General features: G+C 73.9%; 14 protein-coding genes. 11 read left to right on the top strand and 3 right to left on the bottom strand.

The genetic code is table 11. From position 1 onward, the window contains the following. Nucleotides 1–170 precede the first annotated feature (170 nt). Nucleotides 171–1,997: an AMP-dependent synthetase/ligase gene (locus O1G21_RS08655; RefSeq protein WP_270142217.1), complete on the bottom strand. Its 1,827-nt coding sequence runs from the start codon at nt 1,995–1,997 to the stop codon at nt 171–173. Between the two features lie 560 nt (nt 1,998–2,557). Between O1G21_RS08655 and O1G21_RS08650 the strand changes: the two genes are divergently transcribed. From O1G21_RS08650 to O1G21_RS08630, 5 genes are all read left to right on the top strand, one after another. Then, complete coding sequence (locus O1G21_RS08650; RefSeq protein WP_270142215.1) at nt 2,558–5,704, top strand: sensor histidine kinase; 3,147 nt, start codon at nt 2,558–2,560, stop codon at nt 5,702–5,704. Further along, a complete protein-coding gene (locus O1G21_RS08645) occupies nt 5,701–6,120 on the top strand; it encodes a roadblock/LC7 domain-containing protein (RefSeq protein WP_270142213.1) in 420 nt (139 codons plus the stop codon). The genes O1G21_RS08650 and O1G21_RS08645 overlap by 4 nt, the downstream gene beginning before the upstream one ends. A gap of 8 nt (nt 6,121–6,128) precedes the next feature. Then, nucleotides 6,129–6,716 (top strand): DUF742 domain-containing protein, encoded by a 588-nt coding sequence (locus O1G21_RS08640; protein ID WP_333493439.1) that lies wholly within the window; start codon nt 6,129–6,131, stop codon nt 6,714–6,716. Beyond that, the gene (locus tag O1G21_RS08635) at nt 6,697–7,320 is read left to right on the top strand and encodes a GTP-binding protein (protein WP_270142211.1); all 624 of its coding nucleotides are present in this window, start codon (nt 6,697–6,699) and stop codon (nt 7,318–7,320) included. The genes O1G21_RS08640 and O1G21_RS08635 overlap by 20 nt, the downstream gene beginning before the upstream one ends. A gap of 732 nt (nt 7,321–8,052) precedes the next feature. Then, nucleotides 8,053–8,793, top strand: coding sequence for a winged helix-turn-helix domain-containing protein (locus O1G21_RS08630; RefSeq protein ID WP_270142209.1), 741 nt, complete (start codon nt 8,053–8,055; stop codon nt 8,791–8,793). Between the two features lie 132 nt (nt 8,794–8,925). On the opposite strand, the gene O1G21_RS08625 is transcribed toward O1G21_RS08630, so the two are convergent. Continuing rightward, complete coding sequence (locus tag O1G21_RS08625) at nt 8,926–9,918, bottom strand: aldo/keto reductase (RefSeq protein WP_270142207.1); 993 nt, start codon at nt 9,916–9,918, stop codon at nt 8,926–8,928. 403 nt (nt 9,919–10,321) lie between these two features. Here O1G21_RS08625 and O1G21_RS08620 point away from each other — a divergent pair, with 403 nt between their 5' ends. The 5 genes from O1G21_RS08620 to O1G21_RS08600 all read left to right on the top strand — a co-directional run bounded on the left by O1G21_RS08620 (nt 10,322) and on the right by O1G21_RS08600 (nt 13,828). Further along, nucleotides 10,322–10,888, top strand: a complete 567-nt coding sequence (locus O1G21_RS08620; protein WP_270142205.1) for a TetR/AcrR family transcriptional regulator — start codon at nt 10,322–10,324, stop codon at nt 10,886–10,888. Between the two features lie 96 nt (nt 10,889–10,984). Further along, nucleotides 10,985–11,614, top strand: a complete 630-nt coding sequence (locus tag O1G21_RS08615) for a DUF4865 family protein (protein WP_270142204.1) — start codon at nt 10,985–10,987, stop codon at nt 11,612–11,614. A gap of 17 nt (nt 11,615–11,631) precedes the next feature. Continuing rightward, the gene (locus tag O1G21_RS08610) at nt 11,632–12,081 is read left to right on the top strand and encodes a carboxymuconolactone decarboxylase family protein (RefSeq protein WP_270142202.1); all 450 of its coding nucleotides are present in this window, start codon (nt 11,632–11,634) and stop codon (nt 12,079–12,081) included. Beyond that, complete coding sequence (locus O1G21_RS08605; protein WP_270142200.1) at nt 12,078–13,058, top strand: phosphotriesterase family protein; 981 nt, start codon at nt 12,078–12,080, stop codon at nt 13,056–13,058. Before O1G21_RS08610 ends, O1G21_RS08605 begins: the two co-directional genes overlap by 4 nt. 107 nt (nt 13,059–13,165) lie before the next feature. Next, nucleotides 13,166–13,828 carry a Pr6Pr family membrane protein gene (locus O1G21_RS08600; RefSeq protein ID WP_270142199.1) on the top strand — a complete coding sequence of 221 codons (663 nt, stop codon included), beginning with the start codon at nt 13,166–13,168 and terminating at the stop codon, nt 13,826–13,828. A gap of 136 nt (nt 13,829–13,964) precedes the next feature. Here O1G21_RS08600 and O1G21_RS08595 read toward each other — a convergent pair whose 3' ends face one another. Then, complete coding sequence (locus O1G21_RS08595; protein ID WP_270142197.1) at nt 13,965–14,729, bottom strand: SDR family NAD(P)-dependent oxidoreductase; 765 nt, start codon at nt 14,727–14,729, stop codon at nt 13,965–13,967. 137 nt (nt 14,730–14,866) lie between these two features. Between O1G21_RS08595 and O1G21_RS08590 the strand changes: the two genes are divergently transcribed. Then, nucleotides 14,867–15,493 carry a TetR/AcrR family transcriptional regulator gene (locus O1G21_RS08590; protein ID WP_333493438.1) on the top strand — a complete coding sequence of 209 codons (627 nt, stop codon included), beginning with the start codon at nt 14,867–14,869 and terminating at the stop codon, nt 15,491–15,493. Nucleotides 15,494–15,498 lie beyond the last annotated feature (5 nt).

Genomic DNA, 15,498 nt, shown 5'->3' with positions numbered 1-15,498 from the left:
CGGGAACGGGCGGTGCCGGTGCGCCGCACGCGGACCGAAGAGCAACGATGGACTGGACCAATCGGCCCGTCAAGGGAACGGCAGGTGAGCCGAACACCGAACGATCAGGCCACGAACGGGACAAGACGTAGCCTCAAAGCACATCGCGGACAAGCGCGTTCAGTGACCATTCAGGACCGATACAACTCCTCGATGTCCGCCGCGTACCGCTCCGCGATCGCCTGCCGACGCAGCTTGAGCGAGGGCGTCAGCAGTCCTTGTTCCAGGCTGAACTCGCTTGGCAGCAGCCGGAACGCGCGGATCGATTCGGCCCGCGACACCGCCGTGTTCGCCGCCCCGACCGCGCGCTGGATCTCGACGTGCAACTGCTCGTCCGAGAGCGCCGCCCAGGCGTCCAGCTGCTCCCGCCCGTGGGTCTTCAACCAGTGCGCCAGCGCGGCCGGGTCGAGCGTGATCAGCGCCGCCACGTACGGTCGGTCGTCGCCCACCACCAGGCACTGGGAGACCAGCGGATGCGCCTCGACCCGTTCCTCCAGTGCGGCCGGGGCGAGGTTCTTGCCGCTGCTGGTGACGATCATGTCCTTCTTGCGGCCGGTGATGGTGAGGTAGCCGTCCTCGTCCAGCCGGCCGAGGTCGCCCGTCGCGAACCAGCCCTCGACCAGTGATTCCGCCGTGCACCGCGGGTGGTTGAGGTAACCGCCGAAGACCGAGCCGCCGCGCACCCAGACCTCGCCGTCGTCGGCGATCGCCACCGAAGCGCCCGGCACCGGCTGCCCGACGGTCCCGAGTTTCTGCCGCCCGGCGGGGTTGGCCGTGATCGCGGCGGTGGTCTCGGTGAGGCCGTAGCCCTCGTACAGCTGGAGCCCGGCGCCGGTGAAGAACAGGCCCAGCTCCCGCCGCAGCGCGGAGCCCCCGCACATCACCGTGCGCACCCGGCCGCCGAGCACGGCGCGCAGCTTGGGGTAGACGGTCCGCTCGTAGGCGAGGTGGCGCAGCCGTAGCGCCGCACCCGGGCCGGGGCCGAGCCCCAAGGCCTTCTGCTCCCGGGCGGTGGCCCAGTCGACGGCCACCTGCCGGGCCTGCTCGAAGAGTTCGCCGCGCCCGGCCTCCTCGGCGGCGCGCCTGGCCCGCTGGAAGATCTTCTCGAAGACGTACGGGACGGCGTGCAGGAAGCTCGGCCGGAAGCTCTCCAGGGCGGGCAGCAGCGCGTCGGTGGAGACCTCGGGGATGTGGCCGATCCGGAAGCCGCCGCGGATCGCCGCGATCTGCACGGCCCGTCCGTAGACGTGCGCCAGCGGCAGGAACAGCAGGGTGGCGGGCTGGCCGCCGCCGGTGTCACGGAGCACCTCGCCCCAGCCGGCGAGCAGCGAGTCGGCCTCGGCGGCCAGGTTGGCGTGGGTGATCAGGCAGCCCTTGGGGCGTCCGGTGGTGCCAGAGGTGTAGACCACGGCGGCGATGTTGGCGGCCGCGACGGCGAGCCGCTGGCGGTGCACCAGCGCGTCGGGGACGTCCCGGCCGTCCTCGGTGATCGCGGCGACGCAGTCGCGGTCCAGCTGCCAGATCCCGGTCAGGTCGGGCAGGGCGTCGCAGACCGCGCCGACGGTCATCGCGGCGTCCTCGTCCTCGACCAGGCAGGCCACCGCCTGGGTCTCGGCGAGGATCCAGCGCACCTGCTCGGGCGCGGCAGTGGGGTAGACCGGGACGGTGATCGCGCCGACCGACCAGAGCGCGTAGTCGAACAGCGTCCATTCGTAGCGGGTGCGGGACATCAGCGCGACCCGGTCGCCGTAGCGCACGCCGTGGGTCAGCAGGCCCTTGGCGAGCGCGAGCACCTCGTCCCGGAACTCCCGCGCGGTGACGTCCTGCCAGCGCCCGTCGGCGGTCCGCCGGGACAGCTGGACCAGGTTGGGGGTGCGTTCGGCGGTGTCGTACAGGGAGTCGGCGAGTCCTCCGGTGGCCTCGGGCCCGGCCGGGGCGGGGGTGGTGAACTCGCGCACGGTCCTCCCCAGTTCGCGACTCGCGGCGCTGTCTGCCGGTCCCGGCGCACGGGCGCCGAAGTGGCGGCCCCCGTGCGTGCGGGCAGAGCGAAACTATCGGATCGGCCTGTCACTGCCCAGGGTTGTGACGGTGACGCGACGAGATCGGCACCGGTCCGTCGGGGCGGTGCCGCAGGTGCGGAGGAGGCGGGGAGGGGGTCGTGGGGCGTTGCGTGCTGCTGGTCGACGGTGTGGCGGTGCCGCGCCCGTGGTGCGCCGGTGCCGCGTCGGCGGTGCGTCGGCGGTACGGGCGGGATGGCGATCGGCTTCTGACGTGTCCGGGGCAAGGTGGAGGAGTGGAATGGTTCGACCCTCGAACGTGTGGTCAGGGCGTAGTAGAGTCTCGCAGACCTGTGGCGGGGAGCCTTCCGCAGCTTCCTCCGCAGGCCTCCCCAAGTCCCGCCGAACCCGTCGTCCCCAGCACCCCGCCCCGGAACCCCGGAACCCCAGAACCCCGGGAACCCCGGAATCCCGCCGAACCGCTCCCCGTCCGCGCCTGGCACTTCCCGACCGAGGACTCCATGCGTCTGCGCAGCAGCTCGATCCGCGCGAAGATCATCGCGCTGCTCCTGGTGCCCATCGTCGCGCTCATCGCCCTGTGGGTGTACGCGACGCTCGCCGCCACCGGGGACGCCTGGAACCAGCTGGCGATCAGCCGTACGTACAAGGACTACGGGACGGCGGTGGACCAGTACGCGGGCGACCTGCAGAACGAGCGCCGCGCCGCGGTACAGCACCTGGCCGACCCGAACTCGCCGGTCGGCCGGGACGCCTTCGAGCACGCCAGCACCGCCACCGACCGCAGCCTCGCGGTGCTGCGGCAGAAGAAGGACGCGGCCGGCGACCGGCTCTCCGCCGCCCAGCGCGCCCGCCTGGTGCAGATCATCGCCGCCGCCGACCAGCTCGGCCCGCTCCGGGCCCAGGTCGGCCGTCTGGCGCTCAACTGGGAGTTCGCGCTCGGGCAGTACAGCGACCTGGTCCGACCGGTGTTCGGCTTCCGGTCCGCCTACGTCGCCCGGCAGAGCGGCCAACTCCCGCGCCAGGGGACCATCCTGATCGAGCTGGTGCGCGCCCGCGAGTACCTCTCGCAGGAGGACGCGGCGATGGAGGGCCTGCGCACCGGCGGGACCAAGCCCACCTCCGAGCAGTACCAGGCCGCGCTGGACGCCCTGCACAACCAGCAGGCGCTGTTCACCGTCTACATCGCCGAGCTCGAACCCGCCGACCAGGCCGACTACATCGCCCTGCGCGGCGGCGAGGCCTGGGGCGCGCTGGCCCGCGCCGAGGCGGACTTCGTCGGCGCCGGCGGCCCCGAGCGGGTGGTCCAGGCGCTCAACGTCGACAACTGGCGGGAGACCGCCGACCATTCGCTCGGCGACCTCTCCGCCATCGACTCCCGGATCGCCGCCGGGCTGGACGACCGCGGCCGCTCCGCCGCGATCGCGGCACTGTGGCGCGGCGGCATCGCCGGAGCCATCGGCCTGGTCGCCGTCACCCTGTCGGTGGTGATCTCGTTGCGGATCGGCCGCGGCCTGGCCCGCGAGCTGATCAACCTGCGCAACGCCGCCAACGAACTCGCCACCACCCGGCTGCCCGCCGTCATGCTGCGGCTGCGCCGCGGCGAAGCGGTGGACGTGGCCGTCGAGGCACCCGAACTGCACTTCGGCCAGGCCGAGATCGGACAGGTCGGCCAGGCCATCAACGCCGTCCAGCGGGCCGCCGTCGAGGCCGCTGTCGAACAGGCCGAACTGCGTCGCGGCGTCGCGGCGGTGTTCGTCAACCTGGCCCGGCGCAGCCAGGTGCTGCTGCACCGCCAGCTCACCCTGCTCGACACCATGGAGCGCCGCACCGAGGACCCGGCGGAGCTGGAGGACCTCTTCAAGGTCGACCACCTCACCACCCGCATGCGCCGCCACGCCGAGGGCCTGATCATCCTGGCCGGGGGCTCGCCCGGACGCGCCTGGCGCAAACCGGTCCGGATGGTGGACGTGGTCCGTGCGGCGGTCGGCGAGGTCGAGGACTACGCCCGCGTGATCGTCCGGCCCTTCCCCGGCACCGGCCTGCTCGGCAGCGCCGTCGCCGACGTGACCCACCTGGTCGCCGAACTCGTGGAGAACGCAGCGGTGTTCTCCCCGCCGAACACCCAAGTCACCGTCCAGGGCGAGGTGGTGGCGCACGGCTTCGCGCTGGAGATCGACGACCGCGGGCTCGGACTGAGCGAGCAGCTGCTCGCCGAGATCAACGAACGCCTCGCGGTGGAGCAGGAGTTCGACCTCGCCGACACCGACCGGCTGGGACTGTTCGTGGTCAGCCGGCTCGCCCGGCGGCACGGCATCCGGGTCCACCTGCGGCCCTCCCCGTACGGCGGGACGACGGCCGTGGTGCTGATCCCGCGCGAGCTGCTGGCGGAGGCGCCGGACGGGCTGCCGGAGCCGCCCACCGCCGGGGCGGGTGCGCGCCGCCCGGCGGGACGGACGGGCGGGCGCCCGGCGGGGCGGCGCGACCTGGTCGCGGTGCCGGACCCGGCCTCGGGCGACGGCGCGGGCGGGTCCGCGAGGACGTCCACGGGCACTGCTTCGGCCTCGTCTATGGCCTCGTCTTCGGGCACTGCTTCGGGAACGACTGCGGCCTCGTCTTCGGGCACGGCTTCCGGCGCGGTGCCCGCGGCGGGTACGGGCGGGCGGCACCGGGTGACCGGCGGGCCGCGACCGTCCGTGCCCGAGGCGGGGCGTACGGCCAACGGGCTGCCGCGCCGGGCGGCGCGGACCAAGGGCGGGCCGGTACTGGTGCCCGCGCCGGGGCCGGACACCGAGGGCGGCGCGCCGGGAACGGGACGGCACCGGTGGGAGGCGGAGGCGGCCGCGGGGCTTCCGGTTCAGGTGGATGCCCCGCCGGTGGACGCCGTTCCGGTGGAGGTTACTGCCCTGGACGCCGTTCCGGTGGACGCGGTGCCGCGGACGCCGGGCGGCCTGCCCCGGCGGGTGCGGCAGGCGAACCTCGCGCCGCAGCTCAAGGAACTGGCGAAGGAGCGGCTCCGCGGGGAGACCGGGTCCGGGGACCGCGCCGGAGGGCCGGTCGCGGAGGCCGCCGAGGCGCGCGACGCCGGGGAGGCCCGGGAGGCCCGGGGGCGCTCGCCGGAGGAGGCCCGGGCCACCTTCGCCTCGTTCCAGCGCGGCTTCACCCGTGGACGCGGGGCCACCGGCCCGGCGGACCGCGTCGCGCAGGACCGTGCCGCGCTGGACCGTGCCGCGCTGGACCGTGCCGCGCTGGACCGCGCCGCCCGCGACCGTGGCCCTCAGGACCGAGCCGCCCGTGGCCGAACCGCCCACGACACCCCGGCCGCAGCGGACCGCCCGACCGTACCGGCCTGGCAGCCTCCGGACCCGTCCCGCCGCGCGATCAGCCCGGCCCCGGCCCCGGCGGCGCTGCCCGCGCCCGCCCCCGAGGACGCCGGTCGGGCGTCGCTGGCCCGCCGGATCCCGTCGGGTCAGTCGGTACGGCGGAACCCTGCGGGCGCCTCGCCCGTACCTCAAGTGACACCCTCAGCATCCGTAGCACCGGCAGTATCCGCAGTACCCGCTCCACCTGCAGGGCCCGTAGTACCGGTAGAACCCGCAGTGCCCGCAGTGCCCGCACCACCCGCTCCAGCGGAAGGAACTGATTCATGACCACTTCGACGCAGCCGTCCGGGGACCTCAACTGGCTCCTGGACGACCTGGTGGGCCGCGTCGCGGCCCTGCGGCACGCGGTGATCCTCTCCAGCGACGGGCTGGCCACCGGTGCCTCGCGCGACCTCGACCGGGAGGACGCCGAGCACCTCGCCGCCGTCGCGGCCGGGTTCCACAGCCTGGCCAAGGGCGCCGGCGGGCACTTCAAGGTCGGTGGCGTCCGGCAGACCATGGTGGAGCTGGACGAGGCGTTCCTGTTCATCACGGCCGCCGGCGACGGCAGCTGCCTGGCGGTGCTGAGCGAGGCCGAGGCGGACATCGGCCAGATCGCCTACGAGATGGCCCTGCTGGTCAAGCGGGTCGGCGAGCACATGGCCGCCGAGCCGCGCACCGAAGCCGCCGCGCCGAGGGGCTGAGCGGTCCGATGGCGGATCCGAAGGCGGACGGGCCGGGCGGCCCGGCGACACCGGAGGGCTCGGCGGCACCGGAGGGTCCGGTGGCGCTCGACGACCCCCAGGTGTCGGCGGGCCCCGCCGGGACCCACGGCGCGGAGCAGGTACCGGAGCAGGTACCGGGGCAGGAGGCCACGGACGGACCCGAGCTGGACCTGTTCCGGGCGCGCACCCCGGCCGACGACCGGTGGTTCGACGACGAGGCCGGCCCGGTGGTGCGGCTCTACTCGATGACCCGGGGCCGCACCCGGCCGGTCGAGGAGGGCCTGTTCGACCTGATCTCGCTGGTCACCGCCAAGGACCCCGGGCCGGACGCCGGGGCCGTGCCCGCGCAGGTCCTCGACCCGGAGCACCAGACCCTGCTGGCCTGGTGCCGCCACGAGCCGCTGTCCGTCGCCGAACTCGGTTCCTACACCGACCTGCCGGTCAGCGTCGTGCGCGTCCTGCTCGGTGACCTGTACGACGCCGACCTGATCAGCGTCACCCGACCCGTTCCGCTCGCCGAGCTGCCGGACGAGCGCCTGCTGCGAGACGTGATCAATGGACTCCGTGCGCTCTGACCACACCCTTCCCGGCGCCAACGACCCGCGCTGGCGCGGTGGTCCGGCCGTCGCGGTGAAGATCCTGGTGGCGGGCGGGTTCGGCGCGGGCAAGACCACCCTGGTCGGCGCGGTCAGCGAGATCCGGCCGTTGCGCACCGAGGAGGAGCTCAGCGAGCTGGGCCGGCCGGTGGACGACACCTCGGGCGTGGAGGCCAAGCGCACCACCACGGTCGCGATGGACTTCGGCCGGATCGACCTGCGGCCCGGCCTCGCGCTCTACCTGTTCGGGACGCCCGGGCAGGACCGGTTCTGGTTCGTCTGGGACGAGTTGGCGCGCGGCGCGCTCGGCGCCGTGGTGCTCGCCGACACCCGGCGACTGGCCGACTGCTTCCCCTCGGTGGACTTCTTCGAGCAGCGCGGCATCCCGTTCCTGGTCGCGGTCAACTGCTTCGACGGCACCGAGCGGTTCGCCGTGGAGGAGGTCCGGGACGCGCTGGACCTCGACCCGGGGATCCCGGTGCTGCTGTGCGACGCGCGACTGCGGGAGGACGGGAAGGAGCTGCTGGTGGCGCTGGTCGAGCACGCCGCCGCGCTCCGTCGGCGGGCCGTCGGACAGGTCTGAGGGGCCGTGGGATCGCCGCTGGTCAGGGGCGCTTCGTGCACCCGGCATCTCATTCGGTGTTCCACATGTCGGACGCTCGGTGTCCGGAAGGTTGCCTAGACCGGCTCGGGCGTGGAAGGCTCTGTGGACGAGAGCCGTCCCGGCCATGCCGTCGGGAGGGCCGTCAGAGCGAAGCAGAACCAAGGGGGGCAGCAGGGATGACCGTCGACCGACGACGCATCACCGCCGTGCCCGGCCCCGTCATGCCGGCGCTCACCGTCCGCCGCTACATCGACCACGCGCTGATCTGCAGCGCCTGTTGTCGCTGACCGGCTTCGCCCCGACCCGGTACGTCCCCGGCGCCTCCGGCCCACACCCGGCCGCCGCCCGACGCACCACCGACCCCCGTCGACCAGGCCGCAGCGGATCGCCCGTCAGGTGCCGCCCGTCAGGTGCACCCGTGACCGGCCCGACCGGCCCCGCCTCGCGGAGTAACCACCAGTGAACACCGTCCGCCCCAGCAGTCTCCGCGCCGGGCTCGGCACGGACGGCCGACGGGGTCGCCACGACCTCGAGCCGTTCTGGCCGTCCCGGCAGCCGCACCTGTTCGATCAGACGTGTCCGGGTTCGCCCCGCGCGTCCCGGCCCTCCGCCCGCTGAACCCGGCTCCGCCCGGTCCAGCTCCGGCAGTGCGCCCGGTCGACGCGCAGACGACTCCACCCCGTCCGTCACGCGCGAAATGAGCGGAACACCATGTCTTCCTCCTCCACGGCCACCCTTCCCCTGCCCACCGCGACCCCGCATCTGCGCGCGGTCCGGTCCGTTCCCCCCGTCACCGCCGTTCCCTCCAGCGTCCCGTCCGTCTCCGCCGTTCCCACCGTCCCGGCCGGCTCCCCGGTCGTCGGGCCGAGCCGCCCGGGGGTGGTCCCGGCCGTCGGGCCGCAGCCCGGTGTGGTCGTACCGCCGGCGCCCGCGTCGCTGCTCGCCGCACTGCCGGCGGGGGCGACCGTCGTCGCCGCCCTGCCGCAGGGCGTGCTGCCGCAGGGCCTGCTCGCCCAGTACGGCGCTCAGGCCGGCGGGGCCGCCGGCCACCCGATGGTCGGGTACCTGGTGCTGGTGCCGGCCGAGAACCCGGTGTCGGCGCCGGCACCGGTCGGCATGGCGGGACCCGCCGCCCCGGGCGCGGTCCGGTCGGTCCGGCCGGCCGGACGCGGCATCACCGTCGACACCGAGCGGCGCAACGCGTACGTCGACGGGCGGCTGCTCGACCTCACGTACCTGGAGTTCGAGCTGCTGGCCCACCTCACCGAGCACCCGCAGCGGGTGCACACCCGGGACCACCTGGTCTCGGCGGTCTGGGGCTACGGCCACGTCGGGGACGGCCGCACGGTCGACGTGCACGTCGCCCGGCTGCGCCGCAAGCTCGGACCGGCCTACCGGGACTCGATCGTGACGGTCCGTCGGGTCGGGTACAAGTACACGCCGGCCGGCTGAGCGGCGAACGGGTAACAGCTGACAGAAGGCAGCTGACAGAAAACAGCTGACAGAAAACAGCTAACAGATGACAGCTGACAGATTTCGAAATCTGTCAGCTGTCATCTGTCACCCGCCGGGCGTCGCCCTCCCTCAGAGGCTCAGCCGGTCGATCTCCGCCAGCTCGTCCTCCGTCAGCGGCCCAGCGGCCAGCGCGTTCAGGTTCTGGTCCAGCTGGGCGACACTGCTCGCCCCGATGATCACCGACACCACCCGCGGGTCCCGCAGTACCCAGCAGAGCGCCAGCTGCGCCAGGGTCTGCCCGCGACGCTCGGCGACCTTGGCCAGCGCCCGCAGCTGCTCCAGCTGCGGCCCGGTCAGCACCTCCTCCCTCAGGAACCTGCCGACCGACATCCGCGAACCGGCCGGCACCTGCCCCGAGAGGTAACGATCGGTCAACAGCCCCTGGGCGAGCGGCGAGTAGGCGATCAGGCTGGTCTGGGTGTCGCCCACCGCGTCCAGCACCCCGGCCTCCTCCACGTGCCGGTTGAGGATGGAGTACGCCGACTGGTTCATCAGCACCGGTGTCCCCAGCTCGCGCAGGATCGCCGCGGCCTCCCGGTGCTGCTCCGCCGGGTAGTTGGAGATCGCCGCGTACAGGGCCTTGCCCGAGCGGACCGCGCTGTCCAGGGCTCCCATCGTCTCCTCGAGCGGGGTGTCCGGGTCGTGGCGGTGCGAGTAGAAGACGTCGACGTAGTCCAGGCCCATCCGGCCCAGCGACTGGTCCAGGCTGGCCAGCAGGTACTTGCGGCTGCCGCCGTCGCCGTACGGGCCGGGCCACATGTCCCAGCCGGCCTTGGTGGCGATGAAGAGCTCGTCGCGGTACGGCCGGAAGTCCTGCGCGAACAGGTAGCCGAAGTTGCGCTCCGCGCTGCCGTACGGCGGACCGTAGTTGTTCGCCAGGTCGAAGTGGGTGACTCCGCGGTCGAAGGCCCGGCGCAGCACCGCCCGTTGCACGTCCAGTGGCTGGGCGTCACCGAAGTTGTGCCAGAGTCCGAGCGAGACGGCGGGCAGCTGCACGCCACTGCGGCCGGCCTTCCGGTAGGTCATCGAGGCATAGCGGTCATCCGCGGCGAGGTAGCTCATGCCGGACATCTTGCCAGCCGGCTGGGTCCGATCAAGCCCTCGCTGCGAACTGGGCCCTGTCGCAACGCCTTTGGTGATCGGGCGGTGACGTCCGCTGTGAACCCTCTGGGCCAGCCCGCGCGGGCGGCCGGGTGCCGCCCGCCCGCGCAATGCGCCGCGCACCCCTACCCGGTGTGCACCCGCCACCGTAGGTGACGTGACGCGCGCCACCGGCCGCGGCGGAATGCCCAACGGTGGCACGGGGGATGACGAACGGTCGAGGGGCCGTGGCCGCCGGGGGGCGGCGCACGGCCCTCAGTCCTTCCGGCGCTCCCCGGCGTCTTCCGGCGCCCTCCGACGCGGTGCGGCCTGCTTGGGAAAATCCCCTTCCCCTCTGTACCTACTGGTACGTACAGTGATCCGCATGAGCACCCAGGACCGTCTCATCGAGAGCACCCAGGACCTCCTCTGGGAGCGCGGCTACGTCGGCACCAGCCCCAAGGCCATCCAGCAGCGCTCCGGCGTCGGCCAGGGCAGCATGTACCACCACTTCACCGGCAAGCCCGACCTCGCCGCCGCCGCCCTGCGCCGCAGCGCCGAGCAGATGCGGGCCACCGCCGAGGCCGACCTCGCCGCCCGTGGCACCGCGTACGACCGGATCGCGGCCTACCTGCACCGGGACCGCGAGGTGCTGCGCGGCTGCCGGATCGGCCGGATGGCCCAGGATCCGGACGTCGTCGCCGACCCGCAGCTGCGCGCCCCGGTCGAGGAGACCTTCGACTGGCTGCGCGGCCGGATCGCCGAACTGATCGCCGAGGGCCGGGCGCACGGCGAGTTCGCCCCCGGCCTCGACCCGGCGGACACCGCGGCCGCCGTGGTCGCCGTCATCCAGGGTGGCTACGTCCTGGCCCGCGCCGCGGCCAGCGCCGAACCCTTCGAACAGGCGGTCCGCGGCGCCCTCGGCCTACTCGCCGCCCACCGCCAGGTCTGACGGGCTCCCACCACACCTCGCCCGACGCCGACCGCCCGGGACCGAGCGGTCGGCGCCCGACGCATGCCACCAGCCGCCCGAGCCCAGGAGCCCGCCGTGCACGCCATGCAGTACGAGATCACCCTCCCCACCGACTACGACATGGGCATCATCCACAAGCGCGTGGCCGACAAGGGCCACCTGCTCGACGCCCACCCCGGGCTCGGCCTCAAGGCGTACCTGGTCCGCGAGCGCGGCCAGGACGGCTCGCCGGTCAACCAGTACGCGCCGTTCTACCTCTGGCGCACCGCGGAGGGCATGAACGCCTTCCTCTGGGGCCCGGGCTTCCGTGGCCTGAGCGCCGACTTCGGCCGTCCCGCCGTCCGGCACTGGATCGGCGCGGGCCTGATCGAGGGCACCCGGACCGACACCCCGACCACCGCGACCCGCACGACCGTACGGCTCCCGGAGACCGCGGACCCGGCCGAGGCCATCGACCGGGCTCTCGCCGAACTCGCCGAACTCGGGGAACTCGCCGGACTCGCCGAACCGGGGGAACTCGCCGACCGCCCCGCGCAGCCCGCCCTGCACACCGCCGCCGTCGCCGTGGATCCGAGCCGCTGGGAGCTGCTCAGTCTCGCCCTCTGGCACGGCCCGGCCCCCGAGAACGCGCCCGGCACCCGCTACCGGGTGCTGCACCTGTCCCGCCCCGAACTCGACCGGCTGCCGACCGGCCGCCGCTGGTGAAAGGTCCCACCACTCCGATGCCCACAGCTCCGATGCCCACCCGGCCCGCCGCCATGACCCCCGCCGACCTCACCCCCGCCCCGCTCGACCGCGAAGCCGGCTACGCCCTGCTCGCCGAGCTCGCCGGCCCGGTCGCCGCCACCACCCTCGGCGGCCTGGACGGACTCGCCCCCGGCTTCGCCGACTGGATCGTCACGAGCCTCTTCGGCGGTACCTACCAGCGCCCCGGCCTCGCTCTGCGCGACCGCCAGATCGCCAACCTGGCCGCGCTCACCGCCCTCGGCGGCGTGGAGCCGCAGCTCGCCGACCACGTCCGCAACAGCCTGCGGATCGGAATGACGCGCGAGGAGATCATCGAGGTGATCGTCCACCTCGCGCCGTACGTCGGCGTCCCCAAGGCCCTGGCCGGTCTCCGGGTCGCCACCGCGACCTTCGCGGAGGCGGGCACCCCGGAGGAGGGCGCATGACCGCCGTCCCCACCACCCGCGCCGTACGGACCGTCCTCGGCGACCTCGACCCCGCCGAGCTGGGCCTCACCGACTCCCACGACCACCTCTTCATCCGCAGCCCCCGGTTCCCCGACCAGGAGCTGGACGAATCGGCCCCCGCCGCCGACGTGCTGCGCGCCTACGCCGCCGCCGGCGGCCGCACCCTCGTCCAGTGGACCCCGTGGGGCATGGGCCGGGGCGCGGACGCCCTCGCCGAGCTGTCCCGCACGACCGGCGTCCAGGTCGTCGCCGCCACGGGCGCGCACCAGACCGCCCACTACTTCCCGGGCCGCTTCCCGAACCTGGACGACCCCGACCCCAGCGCCGATTCCGGCTCCAGTCATGCCCCCGCCCCGTACGCCGACCTCGCCGAGCGCTTCGTCACCGAGCTCACCACCGGTCTCCCCGGTGCCCCCGAGGGCGTACGACCGGGCCTGATCAAGATCGCCGACGACGCGGGCCCGCTCACCGGGCACACCCGCCGGACGATGGCCGCCGCGGCCGAGGCGCACCACGCCACCGGCGCCCCGATCGCCGTCCACCTCGAACCCGACGGTGACCCACACGGCGTCGTGCGCCGGCTCCACGGACGGCACGGAGTCAGCCCCGACCGGATCGTCCTCGGCCACCTCACCCGCTTCACAGACCGGGCACTGCACCGCAGCCTCGCCGCCGAGGGCGTGTTCCTCGCCCTGGACAGCCCGTCCCGGATCGGACACCCCGCCGACCTCCAGGCCTTCGACGTGATCGCCGACCTGGTCGAGGCGGGCCACACCGACCGACTACTGCTCGGCGCCGACACGACCACCCGGACCGCCCGCGCGCTCGGCGGCCCCGCCCGGCTGCTCACCGACCTCGCCCCGCGGCTGGCCCGCACCTTCGGGCCCGAGCTGCCCGACCGGCTGTTGGTCGCCAACCCGGCGGCCGCCTTCGCCGCCGAGTGGCGCACGCCCTGAAGCCGGGGCGGCCCGGGCAGTGCTCCTCCTGTGGCCGAGCCCGCTCGACGGGGTTTGAATCCGAGTAGCCCCTGCCCGGACCACGCCCCAGAGAGGCGGTTTCGACGATGCACTCGTGGCTCGCTCCCGCCCGGCTCGCCGTCGCGGCCTTCCTCGCCGTCGCCCTCTGCTTCTCGGGCTACCACGCGGCGACCGACGGCACCGGGGTGGTGAACTTCTTCAGCTACTTCACCAACCTCAGCAACCTCGCCGGGATGGCCGTCCTGGCCTACGGCGGCTGGGCCGGGCTGACCGGCCGCCGGCCCGTGCCGGACGCGGTGCGCGGGGCGGTGGTGCTCTACCTGGTGATCACCGGGCTGGCCTACGGCACGCTGCTGGCGAAGTACCCCGCGCTGCTGGTGATTCCGTGGGTGGACGACGTGGTCCACCGCGCGGTGCCGCTCGTCGTGCTCGCCGATTGGCTGCTCGACCCGCCCGCCCGGCGCGTTCGCCCCGCCGCGGTGCTCGGCTGGCTGGCGTTCCCGCTGGTCTACCTGGTGTACGCGCTGACCCGCGGCCACGCCGTCGACTGGTACCCGTACCCGTTCCTCGACCCCGCCGGGCACGGCGGTTACCGCCGGGTCGCGGGGGCGTGCTTCCTGCTGGTGGTGGCCCTGCTGCTGATCGGGGCCGCCGTCGCCGCGGTGGGCAACGCCCTCGCCGCCCACCGGGACGCCCGGCAGGGCACGGTGCCACCGCGCGGCCGTCACGCCCGGGCCCGGACCGGCTGACGGAGCCGCACGGCTGTACGGCGACGGCTCCGTCAGCCGGACCGGCCGGTCGAGGAGCCGAGCGCCCGGAGGAAGCAGGCGGGGCCCGTGCCCGGTGGGGGAGGGCACGGGCCCCGCGCTCGACCGGACCGACGCGTCACATGTGGGTGCCGCCGTCGATGCGGAGCTCGGTGCCGGTGACGAAGGCACCGTCGTCGGAGGCCAGCATGGCGATCACGCCGGCCACCGTCTCCGGACCCGCGAAGCCCTGGCCGAGGGCGGGGGAGAGCTTGGCGAGCAGGCTGAAGTCGGCGTCGGCGGGCAGGCCCGGGTCGTTGGTCATGCCGCTGTCGATGCTGCCCGGCGCGACGCAGACCGCGCGCAGGCCCTGCTTCGAGTACTCCGAGGCGATCGCGTGGGTGAACGACTGGATGCCGCCCTTGGTCGCGGCGTACGCGGCCATGTAGGGGTGGGCGAAGGTCGCGGAGGTGGAGCTGAAGTTGACCACCACGCCCCGGCCGTTCGCGAGCAGCGCGGGGAGCGCCTCGCGGGTCATCAGGAAGGTGCCGGTCAGGTTCACCGCGAGGAGCTTGTTCCAGAACTCCAGGGTGGTCTCGTGGGTGTGCGAGGAGCGGAGGATGCCGGCCGCGTTGACCAGGACGTCCAGGCCGCCCAGCGCCGAGATCGCCCCGGCCACGCCGGTGACGACGGCGGCCTCGTCCGAGACGTCCAGGACCTGGATGGTCAGACGATCGGCGGTGCCGTTGGCGGTCGCGTGGTCCAGGGTCTTCTTCAGGCCCTCCTCGTTGACGTCGACGGCGACGACCTTCCCGCCCTCGGCGAGGATCCGGTGCACGGTGGCCTGGCCGATGCCAGAGCCGCCGCCGGTAATCAGGACGTTCCGTCCGCTGAAGCGCTCCATGGTGGTACTCCTTCGATCGTGGTCTCTCGACCTCGATAGGCACGTTACGCCTATGTGGCACAACGTGCCAAAAAGTCTTGATGTGACAGAACGGCGCAATGCGTCCCGACGGCGTCCGGCTGCGTACGCTGACCCTTGTGACCGGACGCCCGACCCTGACCCAGCGCCGCCGTGACGCCACCCGGCTGGAGATCGCCCGCACCGCCGCCGCGCTCTTCGCCGAGCACGGGGCGGAGGCGACCACCGCCGAGGAGATCGCGGCCGCCGCAGGCATCTCGCTGCGCACCTTCTACCGCTACTTCTCGGTCAAGGAGGACGCCGTCGCCCCGCTGCTCGCGGCGGGCGGACAGCGCTGGGTGGACCTGCTGGCCGAGAGCTCGACCGACCTCCCGCTGCGCCAGTCGCTGGAACGCTCGGCGGTCGAGTCGCTGACTCCGGCCGACGAGGAGGCCGTCGAGGCGATGCACTGGACCCGCAGCCTGCTGCGCGACCCGCGGCTGGACGGCACCTGGCAGCGCGTCCACGCGGGATCGGAGGAGCGGCTGCGGTCCGTGCTGGCCGCGCGCTGCCCGGACGGCGCCGATCCGCTGGAGATCCGGCTGGCCGCCGCCGCGGCCACGGCGGCGATCCGGGTGGCCCTGGAGCAGTGGGCCGACTCCGACGCCCCGGTCGCCGGCCCGGGTTCCCCGCAGGACCTCGGCGCCCGCTGCATGCGTGAGCTCACGGCGGGGCTGCGGCTCTGGGAGCGGGTGGACGAGGGGTAGCGGTC

The organism is Kitasatospora cathayae, assembly GCF_027627435.1.
In the GTDB taxonomy this organism is placed as follows: domain Bacteria; phylum Actinomycetota; class Actinomycetes; order Streptomycetales; family Streptomycetaceae; genus Kitasatospora; species Kitasatospora cathayae.
This window is presented reverse-complemented; position numbering and strand designations above follow the sequence as displayed.

Coding starts and splice junctions, on each gene's coding strand:
- O1G21_RS08650 (WP_270142215.1), top strand. CDS start 2,558: ATGCGTCTGCGCAGCAGCTCGATCCGCGCGAAGATCATCGCGCTGCTC.
- O1G21_RS08645 (WP_270142213.1), top strand. CDS start 5,701: ATGACCACTTCGACGCAGCCGTCCGGGGACCTCAACTGGCTCCTGGAC.
- O1G21_RS08640 (WP_333493439.1), top strand. CDS start 6,129: ATGGCGGATCCGAAGGCGGACGGGCCGGGCGGCCCGGCGACACCGGAG.
- O1G21_RS08635 (WP_270142211.1), top strand. CDS start 6,697: ATGGACTCCGTGCGCTCTGACCACACCCTTCCCGGCGCCAACGACCCG.
- O1G21_RS08630 (WP_270142209.1), top strand. CDS start 8,053: ATGTCTTCCTCCTCCACGGCCACCCTTCCCCTGCCCACCGCGACCCCG.
- O1G21_RS08625 (WP_270142207.1), bottom strand. CDS start 9,918: ATGAGCTACCTCGCCGCGGATGACCGCTATGCCTCGATGACCTACCGG.
- O1G21_RS08620 (WP_270142205.1), top strand. CDS start 10,322: ATGAGCACCCAGGACCGTCTCATCGAGAGCACCCAGGACCTCCTCTGG.
- O1G21_RS08610 (WP_270142202.1), top strand. CDS start 11,632: ATGCCCACAGCTCCGATGCCCACCCGGCCCGCCGCCATGACCCCCGCC.
- O1G21_RS08605 (WP_270142200.1), top strand. CDS start 12,078: ATGACCGCCGTCCCCACCACCCGCGCCGTACGGACCGTCCTCGGCGAC.
- O1G21_RS08600 (WP_270142199.1), top strand. CDS start 13,166: ATGCACTCGTGGCTCGCTCCCGCCCGGCTCGCCGTCGCGGCCTTCCTC.
- O1G21_RS08595 (WP_270142197.1), bottom strand. CDS start 14,729: ATGGAGCGCTTCAGCGGACGGAACGTCCTGATTACCGGCGGCGGCTCT.